The following is a 17,833-nucleotide window of genomic DNA, read 5'->3' on the forward strand; positions in this document are numbered from 1 at the left end:
TACAGCGGCGAAAGACGCGCCTCAGCCTGCTCCAACGATAGAATGTATCGTTACAGCGGCGAAAGACGCGCCTCCTCGCTCATAACCGACTGCCGCCGAATTTGCCGAACGGCTCACAAAAAAGGAACCGCCCGCGGCGGTTCCTTTTTAACGTTTCCATTCTTGGTCTCCATTCTAGATTAGCTTCTCTCTCCCGCTAAAACCCTTTGGCGCCCCAGTCCGTACGTCCGTGCGCCCATGCGCCCATGCGCCTACTGACGCGCGAGCATTCATCACATCAGCAGGTTAATGCCCTCCAGGATCAGCCCGATCAAGAACCCGCACACGGCGCCATTGACCCGGATCCACTGCAGGTCCCCGCCTACTTTCTCCTCCATCATGCGGATGAGCGAAGCGTTGTCGAGCTTGTCGATATTCTCCTTGACCAGCTTGCCGATCTTCCAGTGGTTGTCCTCAACGATCTGCGTGATCTTCGTCTGAAGCCAGGTCTGAATGCCATCCACGATCGCGGGATCCTCCCGCAAGCGGGAGAGCAGACTCGTCAGCGCCGGCTGCACGAATCGTTCGGCGTAGGCGGGGTCTTGAACGAAAGCGGCGGCCTTGCCCTTCAACTCTTCGACCCAACCGTACAGGTAGCGTTCCAGCATGTCGCCGTCGGTCAAGCTCGCCTTCCAGCGCTCCAGCTCCGCCAGCACGGCAGGCTGCTCGGGCAGTCCGGCTATCGCGGCGCGCATCTCGTCCAGCACCAGCTGCCGCAGCGGGTGAGCCTCATCCTCCCGCATCTCTCTCAGCGTGGACAGGATCGCCCCTTGCAGCAGGGTCCCGAGCTTCTCTTCGCTCATGAAGCCGACGAACGCGTTGACGGCGAAGCCCATGAAGCCGCCGGCCTGCATGTTCCCGAGCGCGGAAGCGGCCATCGTCCCGAGCTGCTGCCGGATCTGCGGACGCGAGACGAAGCCGTCGGCCTTCGCCAGGAGAAAGCCCAGCGCCTGCTCCTCGTAGCCGCGGGCAAGCGCCTCTTCCGCGATCTTCCGCAGCGCCGCCGCCGTATCGATCGCTCGGATGCGGCCGCCTAGCTCTTGCGCGACGAACGGCACGACGCGTTCGACCGGCACATGGCGCACCAGATACTCGCTGACGCGGACGACGACGTTCGTCGCTTCCGGCAGATGCGACTCGACCATCGCCAGCAGCCGGTCTCCGATCCGGAGGTCGGACGTCTTGCGGATGATGCTCTCTTTGGTCAGCAGTTCGTTCTCCATCGCGGAGACGAGCGACCGGACGACCTTGTCGCGGTTGCGGGGCAACAGCGCGGTGTGCGGGATCGGGATGCCGAGCGGGTGGCGGAAGAGCGCCGTGACGGCGAACCAGTCGGCGAGCCCGCCGACGAGTCCGGCTTCGAATCCCCCGTGCAAGAGGGCGCCCGGCCAGCCCCCCAGCGGGAAGGTGGCGAGGAACCCCGCCCCCATGACGCCGAGCGAGATCGCGGCCGTATGTTTGGCTTGTCCTGGCATGATGTACTCCTTCTAACTAGGTATGATAGGGAAACGCATAGATCCTCATAGGCTTATATTACCCTCGATGCAGCCAGAACAAAAGCAAAGACGGTCCGCAGGGAATCCCGCCCCCGCAGACCGCCTTCCATTTCCTATCGCGAATGCGAGCTCGCCCGATGACCGTTCAGGCTCTCCGCTTACTCCTTCTTGCGATGCGAGCTCGCCCGATGACCGTTCAGGCTCTCCGCTTACTCCTTCTTGCGATGCGAGCTCGCCCGATGACCGTTCAGGCTCTCCGCTTACTTCTTCTTGCGATGCGAGCTCGCCCGATGACCGTTCAGGCTCTCTGCTTACTCCTTCTTGCGATGCGAGCTCGCCCGACGACCGTTCCGGCTCCTCGCTTACTTCTTGGCGTCTCCGTCCGTCCCCTGCAACGCCGGCAGCTGCGCGGCGAAGCTGTCGGACATATTCAGCAGCTTCAGCGCCCGGTCGTACTCCGATTCGGCCGAACCGTTCGCCAACACGCCGTTGTCCAGGACGCTGAAGTTCGTGCCGTCCTCGTAGGAGATGCCCGGCAAAAACACGCTCTTGTCGTTGATGAAAGATCCCGTCGGCAGGAAGTGCCGCATCGGCAGCAGATTCGTATCCTGATTGAACAAGTCTTCGCCGAAGTGGATCTGGTCCTTCAGCGATACGCCCAGCAGATTCGCTACGGTCGGGAGAATATCCACCTGGCCGCCCGTCTTGTCGAAGACGGCGGGCGCCGATACGCCCGGCGCATGCACGATGAACGGAATGTTGAACATGTCCGTATATCCGTATTCCCGGCCGAACATCCCCTGCATCAGCTCTTTCTCTTTGTTGCTCAAGGAGTAGAGCGGCAGACCTTGGTGGTCGCCGTAGAATACGATCACGCTGTCGTCCCAGAGGCCCTGCGCCTTCAGGCCGTCGATGAATTGTCCCATCGCATAGTCGGCATAGTTCTGGGCACGAATATAGTTGCCGACGAGCGTCCCGTCGAACCGCTCCGGAAGCCGAATCTTCGCCTTCTCGTCCGGAATCTTGTACGGATGGTGCGCGCTCATCGAGATGACCATCGCATAGAACGGCTGCCGGTCTTGGTCCATGCGGGCAAGCTCCGGCACCGTCTTCGCGAACAGCACCTCGTCGGACGCGCCGAACGCGATATGATCGTCGTCTCCGTAGAAGGCTTTGTCGTAGTACTTATCGAAGCCGATCGCCTTGTACAGCTCCGAACGGTTCCAGAAGTCCACGCTATTCGTATGGAAGGTCGCCGTCTTGTAGCCGTTCGCGGACATCGCCTTCGGCAGGCTCGGCAGGTCCTTATCCATATAGGCCGACGAAGTCGCCGCTTCGTGATGCGGCACGTACAAGGACGTATTCACGACGAACTCCGCGTCCGAGGTCGTGCCTTGGCCGACGCTCGTATAGAAGTTGTTGAAGTACAAGTTGTCTTTGGCCAATCTGTTGATATTGGGCGTAATCTCTTGACCGTCGATCGTCAACCCGATCAGGAAGTTCTGGAACGATTCCATCTGCACGACAATGAGATTCTTGCCGCGCGCGGCGCCGAAGTAGCGGGGCGACGCCGGCTCCCGAATCCCTTTGACCTCGTCGACCGCGCTCTGCGTGATCTCCGACTTGTCGATCATCGGCTGCTTCTCCGTCGTGTCGGCGAAGATGGTGTACACCTCGTAATTCAGGATGCCCATGCCCTCGGCTTTCTTGTTCTCGTTCATGCTGGCGTGGTTCGGCCAGACGTTGAACACGCACAGGGCGGCCGACACGATGAACGCGCCGAGCAGCGCGGTGCGGTTCGCCTTGCGCCGCGTGCCTAGGTCCTTGAGCTTGGCGATGTTCTTAGGCCGGATCATATAGATGCCGAGCACGATAATATCGATGAAGATCAGCAGATAGTACGGGTCCAGCAGCGAATAGGTGCTCTCGCCGACCTTGGCGACTTTGTCCGCCTGCTCCAGCGCATGATACGTGACGATGATGCCATAATATTTGTAATACATCAGCACGGAGAAATACAGGATGGTTATGAGCAGATTGACTAGCATGTAATACAGAAACTTCCGCTTCGACGCGAACCATTCGATCGCGATGAACAGCATGAGGATGAACGGAATCTCCGTTAGCGCCGTCATCCACGAGGGGCCGCCGTCAAAGATGACGAACCAGGCCAATGCGCCCTTCAGCAGAAGAATCAGCGTGAAGAAGACCATCGGCTTGCTCCGGATTTCGGACCACAGTCGCATGGCGAGTCGCCTTCCTTTCCTTCCATTCGCATAAAAAAAAGGGCTGCTGCTTAATAATCGAGCGGGCCCTCTGCGATAAATCGTGGTAGCAATCGCGAAAGATCGCGAATCGCGTTCGTGAAAGATAGTGATTATTATGCTATGCGGGCGGAGAGGTGTCAAAAGACATAGGGTTGACGATAGCGCCGATTGAAGCGGCTATCCGCCGCCCCGTTAACGCAGCGTTCCTGATTCGTCGAATTGCTTGAAAAGGCGGCGTTTTCGGCGCTCCCCGATTCCTTACCCGTAAGAGGATGGGTTGAAAATAGGCAAAAGCGGAAATCCGGCATCCTTTTCGGCTTGCTGGGTACATATTGAACAGGCCAAGAGCCAGGCTGACCAAACTTAGACAAGGAGGGACGTTATCGATGCTCCAGGAGCTGAAGTCTTTGTTGAACGCAAACGACCGGGACGCGTTAGAGGAATACATCGCCCGGATTCAGCCGTACGATCTTGCGGAGATGTTCATGCAATTGGACTTGAAAGACCAGGTCCGATTGTTCGCCGATCTTCCGATATCGCTGAGCGCGGAGATCATGGAATACATGGAACCGGATGCCCAGTACCGCATATTGAATCGAAGCAGCGCCGATGCGGCATCCTCCCTGCTGAACGAAATGTCCAGCGACAGCGTCGTGGATCTGCTATTAGCCATCCATCCCCATCAAGCGGAAAAAATGATGGGCTCCTTGCCCCCCGATTATAGGGAAAAGATAAGCACCTTGATGAACTTCGCTCCCGACTCGGCCGGAAGTCTGGCTACGGTGGACTATATCTCCGCGCGCAATGCCTGGACCGTCGACCAGACCCTGCAGCATGTCCGGAAAGTGGGGCGCGAGGCGGAGATTGTATCGTATATCTACGTGCTGGATACCTACGGCAAGCTAATCGGCATCATCTCGCTTAAAGATCTGATCCTGGCGCAGCCGGAGACGCTGCTGGAAGCGATCATGAAGGAAGACATCGTGACGGTCCCTGCGGAGATGGACCAACAAGAAGTCGCTTCTATTTTATCCAAGTACGATTTGTATGCGATTCCCGTCATCACGCAGGACCATCGCATGATCGGGATTGTCACCGTAGACGACCTGATCGACGTCATCCACGAGGAAGCCACCGAGGACATCCAGAAGTTAGGGGGCAGCCAACCCTTAGAGGAGCCGTATTTCAAAAACTCCATATGGAGCCTGTTCCGGAAGCGCATCGGATGGCTGCTTATTCTGTTTGTCGCGGAGGCTTATACGGGGAACGTGCTCCGGCATTATGAGGAGACCCTTAATGAAGTCGTGGCTTTATCCTTCTTTATTCCTTTGCTGATCGGGACCGGGGGAAACTCGGGCACGCAAATCGTCACGACGCTGGTCCGCGCGCTAGGCATGGGCGAAGTGAAATTCAAAGATATTTTTAAAGTCATTCGAAAAGAAATATTCACGGGATTCTTTCTTGGTCTGTGCATGGGGACCGTGGCGTTTTTCAGGGCGCAGTTTTTGGGCGTCGGCTTCGATATCGGGACCGTCGTGGCGATTACCGCGATCTTCATTGTCATCTGGTCTTCTCTCGTCGCAGCCGTTCTGCCGCTCGTTCTGAATCAATTCAAAGTGGACCCCGCCGTTGTATCGGGGCCCTTCATTACGACATTAGTAGACGGTACCGGATTGGTCATTTATTTCTCGATGGCCAGAATGATCTTGCATGTAGGCTGATGGCTCCGCACAAGCTTCATGAAGGCGGAAGCCGGCCCAGCACCGAGCGCTACAGCACCTTCGACAGAAACAGCTTGGTCCGCTCTTGCCGCGGCGACTCGAACATCTCGCGCGGGACGCCTTCCTCTACGATCGCGCCCTGCTCCATGAACAATAAGCGGTCGCCCACCTCGCGCGCGAAGCCCATCTCGTGGGTGACGACGACCATCGTCATCCCCTCCGCCGCCAGCGTCTTCATGACCGCCAGCACCTCGCCGACCATCTCCGGATCGAGCGCCGACGTCGGCTCGTCGAACAGCAGAATCTCCGGCTCCATCGCCAGCGCCCGGGCGATGGCGACGCGCTGCGCCTGGCCGCCGGACAGCGACTCCGGCTTCGCGTCCGCCTTCTCCGTCAGCCCTACCTTCGCCAGCAGCGCCAGCGCCTTGGCCTTCGCCTCCTCCGGCGGCCGCTTGCGCACCTGCACCGGCGCCAGCATGACATTGTCCAGCACGCTCATATGCGGGAACAGGTTGAACCGCTGGAACACCATCCCCACTTCCGCGCGGACGGCCGCGATATCGACGCCCTTCGCCGTCAGCGATTGCCCCTTGATCCGGACGTCTCCGCCATCCGGACGCTCCAGCAGGTTCATGCAGCGCAGCAGCGTGGACTTCCCCGAGCCGGAAGGCCCGATCACCACGACCACCTCTTGGCGCCGCACCGCCAGATCGATGTCGCGCAGAACCACGTTCGAACCGTACGACTTGGTAATGCCGTTCATCTGAATGAGCGGACTCGTCTCCATGCGGTCACACCCTCCTCTCGATGTAGCCGAGCAGCTTGCTCAGCGAGTAAGTGAGGATGAAGTAGATGAGCGCCGCCGTCAGATAGGGCTCCCATACGCGCAGATACTGGCCCTTCATCGCATTGCTCCAGTACATCAGCTCCGGCACCGCGATCCAGGCGACCAGCGAGGAGTCCTTGATCAGGACGATGAATTCGTTGCCGAAGGCCGGGATCATCCGCTTCACCGCCTGCGGCAGGATGACGAAGCGCATCGCCTGCCGGCGCGTCAGCCCAAGCGAATAGGCGGCTTCGCGCTGGCCGGCGTCGATCGACTGGATGCCCGCCCGGTAGATCTCGGCCGTGTAGGCCGCGCAGTTCAATCCGAGCGCCGCGATCGCCGCGACGACGCCGTTAGTCGTCCCGAGGATCGGCGGGATCAGGATGAAGTGCACGATCAGCACCTGCAGGATAAGAGGCGTCCCCCGGAAAAAGTTGATGTACGCGCTTACCGGCCACCGCAGCGCTCGCACCGACGACATCTTGCCGAAGCCGACGCCGAGACCCAGCGCCGAGCCCACGACGATCGCCGCCAGCGAGATGCCGATCGTCAGCAGCGTACCTTTCAGCAGTTGGGGCGCGTAATATTCAATGATGTCAAACCGAAAATCCATCTGCACCCCTCCTTACGGCAAGAGCATGCGCAGGCGATTGCCCTGCCGCATGCTCTTCGCGCGTTCCCCGGTTATTTGGTCTTCAGCAGGTCGGTCGTGTCCGGCTCGACGCCGAGCCACTTCTTGTACATCTCTTTGTAGGCGTCGCTGCTCCGAACCTTCTCGATCGCCGGATCGAGCTTGGCCTTCAGTTCGCTGCCCTTCGGCAGCATGATGCCGTAGTATTCCGATTGGAAGTTGGTCTTGTCGAACATCGCCTTGAACTTCTTGTCCGGATGGCTCTGGACGTAAGACTGCACGACGGCGAAGTCGGCGACCACCGCGTCTACCCCGCCTTTCTCCAGCTCCAGCAGCGCCACCGTATTGCTGTCGAACCGCTTCAAGCTCGCGTTGGTCTCCCCCATGATGCCCTTCATGAGCTCCTCCGCTGTCGTCGCGCCCTGGACGGCGACCTTCTTGTCCTTCAAATCCTGCGCATTCGCGATCGCGCTGTCCTCCTTGGTGAGGATCATATTGACCGATTCGAAGTACGGCATCGAGAAGTCGAACGTTCCCTTCCGGTCGTCCGTGATGGAGATGGCCGAGATGCCGGCGTCATACTTGTGCGTCTTGGACTCGAGGTCGGTGAAGAGCGGATCCCAACCGGCGTTCTCCAGCTTGTAGTCAAGGCCGGCTTCCTTCATGACCGCCTCCAGGAAGTCGACGTCGAAGCCGACGATCTTGTCCTTGTCCATGCTCTCCATCGGCGCGTAGCTCGCGTCCGTGCCGATCAGATACACCTTCGCGCCCGCTCCATCCGCGCTCGCGGTGCCGCCGGCCTCGCCGGCGCTCGGAGCGGCGCCTTCCTTGCCGTCGTCCTTCGCGCCGCAGCCTGCCGCGAACATCGTCAGCATCAGGGCCAACACGCCCCAAGACAGCTTCTTCATCGTTCGTCCCCCTACCGTCATCGGTATATTTATCCCGATTTTAGCAGGAGAAAGATTCACATGGCAATTAAAATTTCATATAATGTTATTTAAATTAACATAAATGAGAACTAAAATCGATTATTCGGTTCCTAAATTACATGATATTTACATAAATATCGGACGGAATCTACAGATGAGGGTATCTTCCGCATTCGAATGCGAGGAAACCTCCCATATTGATGAAACGATACCGAGACCGGCATATACGCCGCCATCTCGCCAAAACGCCAAAAAGGCCGCCCCGCCGGGCGGCCCTCTCGTTGATTCGCTACTCTTCCAGGAACAAGGAGGTCGATAGATACCGCTCGCCCGTATCCGGCAGCAGCACGACGATATTCTTGCCCTTGTGGGCCGGCTGCTTCGCGATCTGGACGGCGGCGTACACGGCTGCGCCGGAAGAGATGCCGACCAGCAGCCCTTCCGACTTGGCCAACGCGCGCGACGTCTCGAAGGCATCTTTGTTCTTCACCTTGAAGATCTCGTCGACGACGGACGGATCGTAGTTATCCGGCACGAATCCGGCGCCGATGCCTTGGATCGCATGCATCCCTTTGGCGCCGCCCGACAAGACCGGAGAGTCGAACGGCTCGACCGCGACGATCCGGACCGAGGGCTTCCGGGCCTTCAGCGCGGACCCGACGCCCGAGATCGTTCCGCCCGTGCCGACGCCCGCCACGAAGACGTCGACCTGCCCATCGGTATCCCGCCAGATCTCCTCCGCCGTCGTCGTCCGATGGATGCCGGGATTCGCCGGGTTGCTGAACTGCTGCGGGATGTACGAATTGGGGTTCTCCGCCGCGAGCTCCTCCGCCCGCCGGATCGCTCCCGTCATCCCCTCCGTCGCGGGCGTCAGCACCAGCTCGGCGCCGAGCGCGGTCATCAGCTTGCGCCGCTCGACGCTGAAGCTCTCCGGCAGCGCGATGATCAGCCGATAGCCCAATGCCGCGGCCGCGAACGCCAGCGCGATTCCCGTATTCCCGCTCGTCGGCTCGATGATGACGGTGTCCCGGTTCAGGAGCCCTCTCTCCTCCGCATCCTTGATCAGCGCGAAGCCGAGCCGGTCCTTCACGCTGCCCGCCGGATTGAAGTACTCCAGCTTGGCGATCAGATTCGCCTCCGTCTCCAGGCCCTCCGCGAACCTGGACAACGCCAACAGCGGCGTGTTCCCGATCAGGTCGGTCAGATTGCTGGCAATTCTCGTCATCCTCACGCATCCTCTCCGGCTTGTCATTAATTCCAATCAAATTAGTGGGTAATATTCTACATCTTAACCGGATTGGAAATGAAACACAACCTCGATCGCTGCGGACTGGCGCGATGAAGGGGATTCAACGAAAGCGGCTATTGACAGCTAAGGCAGGAGATGATCCGCCAGCGCGCTAATCTCGCTTAATTGCCGGATCGTCCAGTTCGCTTCGTCCGGCTTCGCGTAGTAGGCATCTTCTTTCCAGACCGCGCGCATTCCCGCCTGACGGGCCGCCCGTATGTCGTTTGCCGGGTGGTCCCCTACGTAGACCGCCTCGCCGGGCGTTACGTTCAGCCGCCGCAAGGCGCGGTGGAAAATCTCCGGATCCGGCTTGCGCACGCCTTCCCGCTCGGAGACGACGATCTCGTCGAAGTAGGGCGGCAGTTGGAGCGCCATGATGTTGTTCTCCTGGAATCTCGTGTATCCGTTCGTGATGATGGCGAGCTTCAAGCCCTTATCTCGGAGGTGCCCCAGCATCTCATGCAGGCCGGGGAACCCGACGCAATGGTGCCGGAACCCGTCGATATAGTCTTCAAGCAACGCCTCCCAGCTGTGATCCGCTTGGAATTCGGACAGCAGCGATTGGTAGACGCGGTCCTTCCAGACGTACCCCTTTGCGTCCAGCTCGATGAATCGGCGCACGAAGGCAGGCTTGTCCACATGACGGAAAGCCGAAATCCGGTCGTACTGGGCCCGAACGAAGTCCAATAGCGAGCGGTCGCGGTCGAGCAGCGTACCGTCAAGATCGAACAGAATGGCTTTGGGCATGGGATCTCCTATTGGATATAGAATGAGCTGATTGACGTATTTAGCGCGACTAACCTTCTCCCGCCGCCGGGAATTGCATCACGACCTGCGTCCCCTTGCCTTTCTCGCTCCGGTACGTAATCTTACCCCCCATCGACTCTACGATCCGAAATACGACCATCGTGCCCAGGCCGGTTCCCTTCTCTTTGGCGGAGAAATACGGCGATCCCAACCTGCCGAGCTGCTCCTGCGTCATGCCTTCTCCGTTGTCCAGCACCTTCACGATGACCTCGTCCTCCTGCCGGAACGACTGCACCTCGATGATCCCGCCGCCCGGCATCGCTTCGATGGCGTTCTTCACGACGTTAATGATCACCTGCTTGAACTTGACGGTATCCCCCTGCACATAGTGGTCCCGCTCGCACAGATGGCGAAGCTCGATGCTCTGCATCACGGCGAACGGCGTCATCGTCTGCACGGCCGTCTCGACGAGCTCGCACACGTCCAGCGGATGACGCTCCTCCGGTTGATTCTTGGCCATGTTCAGATAGTCGCTGATGATGAACTCCGCGCGGTCGAGCTCGGCGATCGAAGTCGTCATGTAGAGGCGAGTCTTCTCGTCATTGGAGCTGCTCAGCAGCTGCAGGAATCCCTTCACGACCGTCAGCGGATTGCGGACCTCGTGCGCGATGGAAGCGGCCATCTCTCCGATCATATTCAGGCGTTCGGCTTGTCGCAGCCGCTCCTGGAACATCGCCCACACGAACTGCTTCTCGACGAGGAACAAGACGATTGGCAGCGCGACGATGACGAGGAATTGAAACACGATGAACGTCAAACGATCCAAGCGCAGACTCGCGTCGAACGAATCGGACAGGTACAGGACCAGATTCAAGGTGACGAAATAAAACGCGATCGAGGCGCCGAGGCCTCCGATGAGCTTGACGGACAAGTTCGACCTGGCGTAGCGTCCGGACCCTATGTAGGGGTAGAGGAGCGCAGCGGCCAGAGACAGCATCTCCGCGGCGAACCGACCGTCCGCGGTCGCGAAGTTGGCGGCCGCGTAGATGAGCGCGGCCGCCGCTCCGGGCAGACGCCCGCCGTACAGGACGGCGACCCCGATCGGTATGGCGCCCAGATCCCACCTGAACCCGTCTGCGTTCACCACCGGAATCAACATGCAGAGCACGGAGGACAACCCGCAGACGAGCGCGATCGCGTAACGATATTTCGCGAGTCCGCGCTGATCATGATAACCAGAATATTGCAGCATTATCGCGAAAAATACGACCGGAATTATGATGATTATGACGTTTAATAGCAGATTTTGCAGCACCCGGTTCACACCTCACAACACGCGCCATAGTCCTTATGATCCAAGCTATTTTTACTATAAAAGATATGGTGAATATTTACAACGAAGTAAACTTGAAAGTTGGATTTTGCACAAGAAAAAGAAGCGATCCCGCTTCGCGCCAAGGCGCGGGGACCGCCTCAAGCTCGTGAATGCGGGAGCATCCCCGAAGGACTAGAGACTGAAAGCCTATTGGAGCGATGCGGAACGCAAACAAACCTTGCGGTTCACGAGAACCGCAGGGAAATCTATACGCCGCCGTTCAGACGAGGAACATCGCGACGACCGTCGTCACCGCGAGTCCGATCGGCGCCGGCTTCAGGTTGCATCAATTTGCTGTTGATTTCCTGTCAGAATTGACTATACTATTTAGAAAATACAGCAAATTCAATGACTGGGACAGTAGCCGTTGACGGAAGTTCAAGCGAGCCGGGAGGGTGGGAGCCGGTACGGAGTCAATGCGCGAAGCGCACCCATGAGAATGACTTCTGAATGCAGCAATAGGAAGTCACGGCGAAGACCGTTATCTTACCGAGTGGTTGAACGTCCGTTCAACAACAAGAGTGGTACCGCGAATGCATAAGCCTTCGTCTCTTTTTACAGAGACGAGGGCTTTTATGATTTTGAAGGGAGAGGTCTCCATGATCAGCCAGACGATCGTCAGGTGCATAGAGAAGTCAACGCAAAGTTTGTTGGAGGAAATAGGTCTCGAATATGGGGATGACCTGAAGATCGTTGTAGAACAGCCCGCTCATTTGGAGCATGGCGACTACGCCACGAATATCGCCATGCAGCTGGCCAAAAGACTGCGTAAAGCGCCCGTCCAAATCGCCGAAATGTTGAAAGCCAAGCTGGAGAGAGACGGCAGCATCGAGAACCTGGTCCGGAAAATCGAAGTCGCTCCCCCGGGTTTTATCAATCTGCACATGGATTGGGGCCAATGGGCTCAGAGGACGTTCATCCTGCCCGCGAACGCCGGCGACAAGGCCGTCATCGAACATACGTCCATTAATCCGAACAAGTCGGCCCATATCGGACATCTAAGAAACGCCTGTATCGGCGATGCGCTCGTGCGGCTCTTAAAGCGGGTCGGATACCGCGTGGAGGTGCACAATTATATCGACGATTTGGGAAATCAGCTGGCGGATACCTTGGTAGGTCTATTGAACATCCCCCACCAGAAGGAGCATGCGCGCTTTGGCGACTTCTGCTGGGATATCTATGCCCAGGTCAACAAGGAGTACGAACGGCACCCTTCGCTCTTGGAGCAGAGAACGAAAGTCCTACATGCGCTGGAGGAAGGGAACGAGAACGTCTCTTGGATGGGGCTGCTGGCAGCCGAACGAATCGTTCGCGAACATCTCGAAGAAATGAATGCGTTCGGCATCCGCTACGACTTGCTGGTATGGGAAAGCAATATCGTCAGAGAGGGATTTTGGGATTCGGCCTTTCGCTTGCTGCAGCAAACCCCGCAATTTTATCGGGAAACCTCCGGGAAGCTTGAAGGATGCTGGGTACTCAATCAAGCGGCGTCCGAAGGAGAGGACGGGGATTCCGAACATCAACCGGACAAGGTTTTGGTTCGTTCAAACGGCATTCTAACCTATACGGCCAAAGATATCGCCTACCATCTCTGGAAGTTCGGATTGCTTCAGAAGGACTTCTCGTATAAACGCTTTTCCGACGACTTATGGTCGACGCATCGCGCCGGGACCGGCGCCTCGTACGGGACAGCCGATCTCGTCATTAACGTCATCGACTATCGGCAGCAATATCCGCAAGCCATGGTCAAACAAGCGCTGGATATTCTAGGTTACGCCGCGCAAGCCGAGAAGCTTCGGCATGTCAGCTACGGCGTGGTCTCGCTGAGTCCGACGGCCGCCCAAGCGTTGGGCATAGACACTTCGGCCGGAAAAGCCTCCTACGCCATGTCCGGCAGACAAGGCATCGGGATCAAGATATCCGAATTGCTCGACCTCATGGAAGGCGTCATCGAAGACAAGCGGTCGGATCGGCAAGGGCTGTCCGGCAGAACGATCGCGGCCGCGGCGATCCGTTACTACCTGCTTCGCTTCAGTCTAATGACGGAGGTCGTATTCGATATCCAACAGGCGACGGAAATCACCGGAAATTCAGGGGTATATCTGATGTACGCTCATGCGCGGGCAGTTCGTATCTTAGGCAAAGCCGAGGAGGAATGGAATATGAGACCGCAGACTCCTCTCGAAATCCATGCGATCGAAAAAGCGGAGCACGCCTTGCTCAGACATTTGGCAACCTGGCAAGATGCTTTATACGTGGCCTATCGCGAATTATCGCCGAACGCGATATGCAATTACGCTTACGAGTTAGCCACCTTGTTCAACAATTTCTATGCGTCTTGCCCCATTCTCAAAGCCGACGACGATCAAAAAGCGCAGCGGCTCTGGCTAACCTTCAAATTCAAAGAAACGATTGGCGACGCCCTGGCGGTGCTTGGACTGCCTGCGCCTAGCCGCATGTAGGAGAAAAAAATGTAATGAAGCCCGGGGAAGCTTACCTCCCCGAATGTATCGTCCCGTCGCGATCTATAACAAGCCGCTTCCCCCCTTATCGCGGAGCAAGCGGCTCTTTATTTCTTTATGACCTCCGCCTGTATGTCGTAATTCGGGATTGACAGCCGATTGAAATGAGATTATTCTTTTGATGAGTGAGTTACTCACTCATGATTAAATCAATCGAATCCAATTCAAAGGAGCTATTCCAAATGGCTAAAACCAACATCTTGCCGGATCTGATCATGAGGAGGTTCAATCAACGCAAAAACGCGCGGAAACTTCGGTTCCAATCGCCGAACGGCATCGTCGAAAGCCGTTTTGTTACGATCGGCGGCATCGAGCAATGGATCACGGTGCGCGGCGAGGATCGCCGGAATCCCGTACTATTGTTCATTCATGGCGGGCCGGCTTCCGCGTATTCCATCTTCGCTCCGTTGTTGCGTTCGTGGGAGAAGCACTTCACCGTTGTCCAGTGGGATCAACGCGGCGCAGGCAAGACATTCCGCAAGAACGGCAAAGAGGGCAACGGTTCCATCTCCTTCGATCGTCTCGTTCAAGATGGAATCGAAGTCGCGCAATACCTGCTTCGCCATCTTCAGCTAGACAAGATAATCCTCATCGGCAGTTCCGTGGGCAGTGTTATCGGGACTCAGATGGCCCTGCGGAGACCCGAGCTTTTCCATGCCTATGTAGGTACGGATCAGAACGTAAGCGTCGAAGGGCATAAGCTATCCTATCAGTTGAATCTGGAAGGACTCCGTGCGGCCGGTTGTTCGAAAGGCGTCAAGCTGTACGAGAAAATCGGCTCGGACCCTTCCCGCTGGAGCCAGAAAGACTTCGACCAAAAGAACCGCTGGATGGTCAAAGTCCAATTGCCCGTTCCCAATATGATTATGGACCTCATTCTGCCGTCGATGCTTGCCTCTCCGGATCATAAAATGCGCGACCTCATCGATATTTTCAAAGGGATGAGCCACACGCTCGATATGCTGTATGATGAATTGATCTCCTTTGACGCCCGCAAGCTCGGAACGAGGTACGAATTGCCGTACTTCATCTTCCAAGGGGATACCGATCTGGTCACGCCAGCCGAGACCGCTCAAGCTTTTTTCAACGAGATTGAAGCGCCTCGCAAGGAATTCGTGCTCATCAAGAACGCCGGTCATCTGGCTTGTTTTGCTCAAACCGATCAATTCCTCGAAGAATTAATGAATCGGGTGCGCCCCTAACGTGCCCATAACGAGCCCGTTGTCGTGATCATGAGGGATATCTCACGTGTTATAATGAGAACAACCTTCTCAAAGATCGGAGCTTGAACGCCATTGTCACCCTTAAACAAACGGCAGTTGGATCAAATCCGCGACGAACGCACGACGCAGATCAAACAAGCGGCACTTCAAGTATTCGCCCGTCACGGATTCGCACGTACGAAGACGAGCATGATTGCCGCGGCCGCCGGCATTAGCGAAGGTCTCATCTATCGTTACTTCGAATCCAAAGACGAACTATTCACGGCGATCGTCCGAGAGCTCATGGAGGACGCGACGGAGGAGGTCGAAGACAGTCGCCATGTGCCGGGCACGCCTTACGAACGGATAAGAGCGCTGACCCAAAACATACTGGACGAAAAGAATAAATATGCCTTCATGCTGATTCTCAAGGCGCGCAAGACGGATGAGCTCCCGGCGGAGGTCGCGCGGATCTTTGAACGGCATTCCGAGAATGCTTTGATCGATCGGCTGATTCCGATCTTCGTCAAAGGACAGCAGGCAGGCGAATTCGCTCCCGGCGATCCCAGAGAGCGGCTGTTCTGGTACATCTCGATCCTTAACAGTCTGATCCTGTGCGAACAGGGGGAAGAAGAATACGGGTTTCCGGACGTAGATCTCTTAATGCGGATGCTGACAAAGTAACTTACGCCTTAGGCAGGTAAATACGGAACGTCGTCCATTGGCCGACTTGTCTCGTCACTTGAATATCGCCGCGATCTCCGCCAACTCCAGCTCGATATCCAAATTTATGGCCGACCACTGCGGTTCGGAGGTAATGATGACGTTTCGGATTTGCTCGTCCAATCGATATTGGCGAATATTTAACGCAAGATGTTCGTATTCCAGCTTGTTGTAATATTGCCAGGCTTCCTCCCCATTAGCTTTCTCTACGACCTCCATGCCTTCGTCTTCCAAATATAGCCGGACGAGCTCCCGGATAGGCGCCTCGTCGTCCACGACCATAACGGTGGTCATCGGGCTCGCCTCCTATTCTAATTATCCGCTGCGGGAGCGTCCTTGCGAAGGCTTGCATCCTTGTAATACTTGCAATACGGCAACCGCAAGCACAATGAGAACAAACGGCATCAATGCGACCTCGATGCCTTGTTTTTCCGGCACATGCAAACAAAGGACGCTAGACATGAGAACAATCAGTACGCCAGCCGTGACGGACGCCGTGCGCAGCAGCTTGGAACGAGGCTTCCTCTCCGTCGAATTCAGCCGCTTCTTCATCATGAATCCTCTCCCTTCGTTTTTCAAGAACAGAAGAGATTCGGTTGAAGCTCTTCTGTCCTCGCCGCAATCGCAACCTTAGAATGATTCGATTTCTTTCGCTTTACGCCGTTTCCATGCCATCGACCCGGTCCAGCAGGACGACCCGCATTCGTGACGACGATCCCTACGTTCGCCCTTGTCTTCATAGGAAGCTAGCAGCGCTTTGACTTCATCGGAGACGTCTGCCGTGTTCGCATCCTGATCATTAATGACTTCGACAACGAAACTCGGCTCTCCGTTGTAGCGGGTAAACTGTTCCTTCGTCGTCACGGTCTTGATCTCGGCAATGTCCGACAGCAGGATAGCGCCGTTCGCCGCACCTCCCGGCTGTTCGGAAGCAGGGGCTCCCATCCCTTGCGTACCGGCGGATTTCAGCTTCAACGCCTCGATCTGCTTTAAAGAACTGACTTTGCCGGTCAGACGGATCGGGATGGTCGTCTCCTCCTGCGTGACCGTGTCGAGCGGGAGGGCATAGTCCAGCGACTGCAAGGCGCTCTAGATGGCGCTTAGGCTGATTCCCTTTTGAGCGGCTTTTTCCCTGTCTACGACGATGTTCAATTGCTCAGACGTCGTCCCCTTCAAAGCGACGGAACTGACGCCGTCAAACTTTTCATGTCGGGAACGACTTCTCCCTCCAGCTTCTTAGCCAGCGCTTGCGGATCTCCGCTTCCGGAGAATATCGCGGCCTGATCAATGGGCTGAGCGTTAATCGACAACCGCTGGACATTCACTTTTGCGTTCGCAGGCAAATTCAGCTTATTCACGGCGGCTTCAATATCGCCGGAAAGCTTGTCCATATTCGAGCCGAACGGAAATTGGATCACGATGCTGGCGGCATTCTCCGATGAAGTGCTGGTAAGGGAACATAGCCCTTGATGCTCTTCATGCTGTCCGCCACCGGCTTCGTAACGCTCGTCTCCATCTCCTCCGTCGACGCGCCTGGCTGAACGACTTGGATAAAGACCGCCGGAAACTCCAAATCCGGGAACGTCTGCTGCTTGATTTGCGTAGCCGAATAGAATCCGTACCCGAGTACAAACACACATAAAATAACGACGGCAACGTCATTTTTCAAACTGATTCGGATCAACCAACTCAATTGCGTTCTCTCCTCTCCTCTCCTCTATCTGGAGTGAATTATACAATTCCAATTTGTACGGAGTGTGTACTGGAGAGGACAATACGAGGATTATGAAATACGCGTATGCTAAGGTTCAACAGATGCCCCGGGTCTCCGCAATGGCAGACGGTCAGTCCGTCAACCCGGTAGCGGAAATTGATATTTGGCCTTCTTTTCTTGCCGTTCACCTGGTCGTGAAGGGTCTTAAAGGCGACGCTGATGTCACATCGCCTCAGCTGTATTCCTTCGGCTCATTCACCAGCAGTTCTGGTATTTGCTCTCTCCCAGAAAAAACCGGCAGTCCAGGACGATAAAATCACGTCCCGGACTGCCGCTGCCGCCTCATGCTCAAA

General features: G+C 56.8%; 18 protein-coding genes and 1 other annotated feature. Of the genes, 4 read left to right on the top strand and 14 right to left on the bottom strand.

The features are described 5' to 3' along the window. Positions 1-272 precede the first annotated feature (272 nt). Positions 273-1,514, bottom strand: a complete 1,242-nt coding sequence (locus tag H7C19_RS22810) for a DUF445 domain-containing protein (RefSeq protein WP_185671386.1) — start codon at positions 1,512-1,514, stop codon at positions 273-275. 383 nt (positions 1,515-1,897) lie between these two features. Continuing rightward, positions 1,898-3,781: an LTA synthase family protein gene (locus H7C19_RS22815; protein ID WP_185671387.1), complete on the bottom strand. Its 1,884-nt coding sequence runs from the start codon at positions 3,779-3,781 to the stop codon at positions 1,898-1,900. 407 nt (positions 3,782-4,188) lie between these two features. Here H7C19_RS22815 and mgtE point away from each other — a divergent pair, with 407 nt between their 5' ends. Further along, positions 4,189-5,523, top strand: coding sequence for a magnesium transporter (mgtE, locus tag H7C19_RS22820; RefSeq protein ID WP_185671388.1), 1,335 nt, complete (start codon positions 4,189-4,191; stop codon positions 5,521-5,523). A 49-nt stretch (positions 5,524-5,572) separates the two neighbouring features. On the opposite strand, the gene H7C19_RS22825 is transcribed toward mgtE, so the two are convergent. From H7C19_RS22825 to H7C19_RS22850, 6 genes are all read right to left on the bottom strand, one after another. After that, positions 5,573-6,310, bottom strand: coding sequence for an amino acid ABC transporter ATP-binding protein (locus H7C19_RS22825; protein ID WP_185671389.1), 738 nt, complete (start codon positions 6,308-6,310; stop codon positions 5,573-5,575). Between the two features lie 4 nt (positions 6,311-6,314). Continuing rightward, complete coding sequence (locus tag H7C19_RS22830; protein ID WP_185671390.1) at positions 6,315-6,962, bottom strand: amino acid ABC transporter permease; 648 nt, start codon at positions 6,960-6,962, stop codon at positions 6,315-6,317. A gap of 71 nt (positions 6,963-7,033) precedes the next feature. Beyond that, on the bottom strand, positions 7,034-7,888 hold the full coding sequence (locus tag H7C19_RS22835) for a basic amino acid ABC transporter substrate-binding protein (protein WP_185671391.1): 855 nt from the start codon (positions 7,886-7,888) through the stop codon (positions 7,034-7,036). 310 nt (positions 7,889-8,198) lie between these two features. Further along, positions 8,199-9,134: a cysteine synthase A gene (cysK, locus tag H7C19_RS22840; RefSeq protein ID WP_185671392.1), complete on the bottom strand. Its 936-nt coding sequence runs from the start codon at positions 9,132-9,134 to the stop codon at positions 8,199-8,201. A 147-nt stretch (positions 9,135-9,281) separates the two neighbouring features. After that, positions 9,282-9,944, bottom strand: coding sequence for an HAD family hydrolase (locus tag H7C19_RS22845; RefSeq protein ID WP_185671393.1), 663 nt, complete (start codon positions 9,942-9,944; stop codon positions 9,282-9,284). A gap of 49 nt (positions 9,945-9,993) precedes the next feature. Next, positions 9,994-11,196 carry an ATP-binding protein gene (locus tag H7C19_RS22850; RefSeq protein WP_221469418.1) on the bottom strand — a complete coding sequence of 401 codons (1,203 nt, stop codon included), beginning with the start codon at positions 11,194-11,196 and terminating at the stop codon, positions 9,994-9,996. A 462-nt stretch (positions 11,197-11,658) separates the two neighbouring features. Continuing rightward, positions 11,659-11,875, top strand: a binding site (T-box leader). A 43-nt stretch (positions 11,876-11,918) separates the two neighbouring features. Here H7C19_RS22850 and H7C19_RS22855 point away from each other — a divergent pair. From H7C19_RS22855 to H7C19_RS22865, 3 genes are all read left to right on the top strand, one after another. Then, on the top strand, positions 11,919-13,781 hold the full coding sequence (locus H7C19_RS22855) for an arginine--tRNA ligase (RefSeq protein ID WP_185671395.1): 1,863 nt from the start codon (positions 11,919-11,921) through the stop codon (positions 13,779-13,781). 242 nt (positions 13,782-14,023) lie between these two features. After that, positions 14,024-15,043 (top strand): alpha/beta fold hydrolase, encoded by a 1,020-nt coding sequence (locus H7C19_RS22860; RefSeq protein WP_185671396.1) that lies wholly within the window; start codon positions 14,024-14,026, stop codon positions 15,041-15,043. A gap of 117 nt (positions 15,044-15,160) precedes the next feature. Then, positions 15,161-15,727, top strand: coding sequence for a TetR/AcrR family transcriptional regulator (locus H7C19_RS22865; protein WP_246469692.1), 567 nt, complete (start codon positions 15,161-15,163; stop codon positions 15,725-15,727). Positions 15,728-15,781: 54 nt separating this feature from the next. Here H7C19_RS22865 and H7C19_RS34415 read toward each other — a convergent pair whose 3' ends face one another. From H7C19_RS34415 to H7C19_RS35760, 6 genes are all read right to left on the bottom strand, one after another. Further along, positions 15,782-16,060 carry a response regulator gene (locus H7C19_RS34415; protein ID WP_221469419.1) on the bottom strand — a complete coding sequence of 93 codons (279 nt, stop codon included), beginning with the start codon at positions 16,058-16,060 and terminating at the stop codon, positions 15,782-15,784. Between the two features lie 21 nt (positions 16,061-16,081). Beyond that, a complete protein-coding gene (locus H7C19_RS22875; RefSeq protein ID WP_185671398.1) occupies positions 16,082-16,318 on the bottom strand; it encodes a hypothetical protein in 237 nt (78 codons plus the stop codon). Positions 16,319-16,396: 78 nt separating this feature from the next. Further along, the gene (locus H7C19_RS22880) at positions 16,397-16,849 is read right to left on the bottom strand and encodes a hypothetical protein (RefSeq protein ID WP_221469420.1); all 453 of its coding nucleotides are present in this window, start codon (positions 16,847-16,849) and stop codon (positions 16,397-16,399) included. A gap of 89 nt (positions 16,850-16,938) precedes the next feature. After that, positions 16,939-17,184, bottom strand: a complete 246-nt coding sequence (locus tag H7C19_RS22885) for a hypothetical protein (RefSeq protein WP_185671400.1) — start codon at positions 17,182-17,184, stop codon at positions 16,939-16,941. Next, positions 17,181-17,459, bottom strand: a complete 279-nt coding sequence (locus H7C19_RS22890) for an efflux RND transporter permease subunit (protein WP_185671401.1) — start codon at positions 17,457-17,459, stop codon at positions 17,181-17,183. Before H7C19_RS22890 ends, H7C19_RS22885 begins: the two co-directional genes overlap by 4 nt. A gap of 38 nt (positions 17,460-17,497) precedes the next feature. Beyond that, complete coding sequence (locus H7C19_RS35760) at positions 17,498-17,722, bottom strand: MBL fold metallo-hydrolase (RefSeq protein WP_376775400.1); 225 nt, start codon at positions 17,720-17,722, stop codon at positions 17,498-17,500. Positions 17,723-17,833 lie beyond the last annotated feature (111 nt).

This window comes from Cohnella nanjingensis, assembly GCF_014212125.1.
GTDB lineage: Bacteria > Bacillota > Bacilli > Paenibacillales > Paenibacillaceae > Cohnella > Cohnella nanjingensis.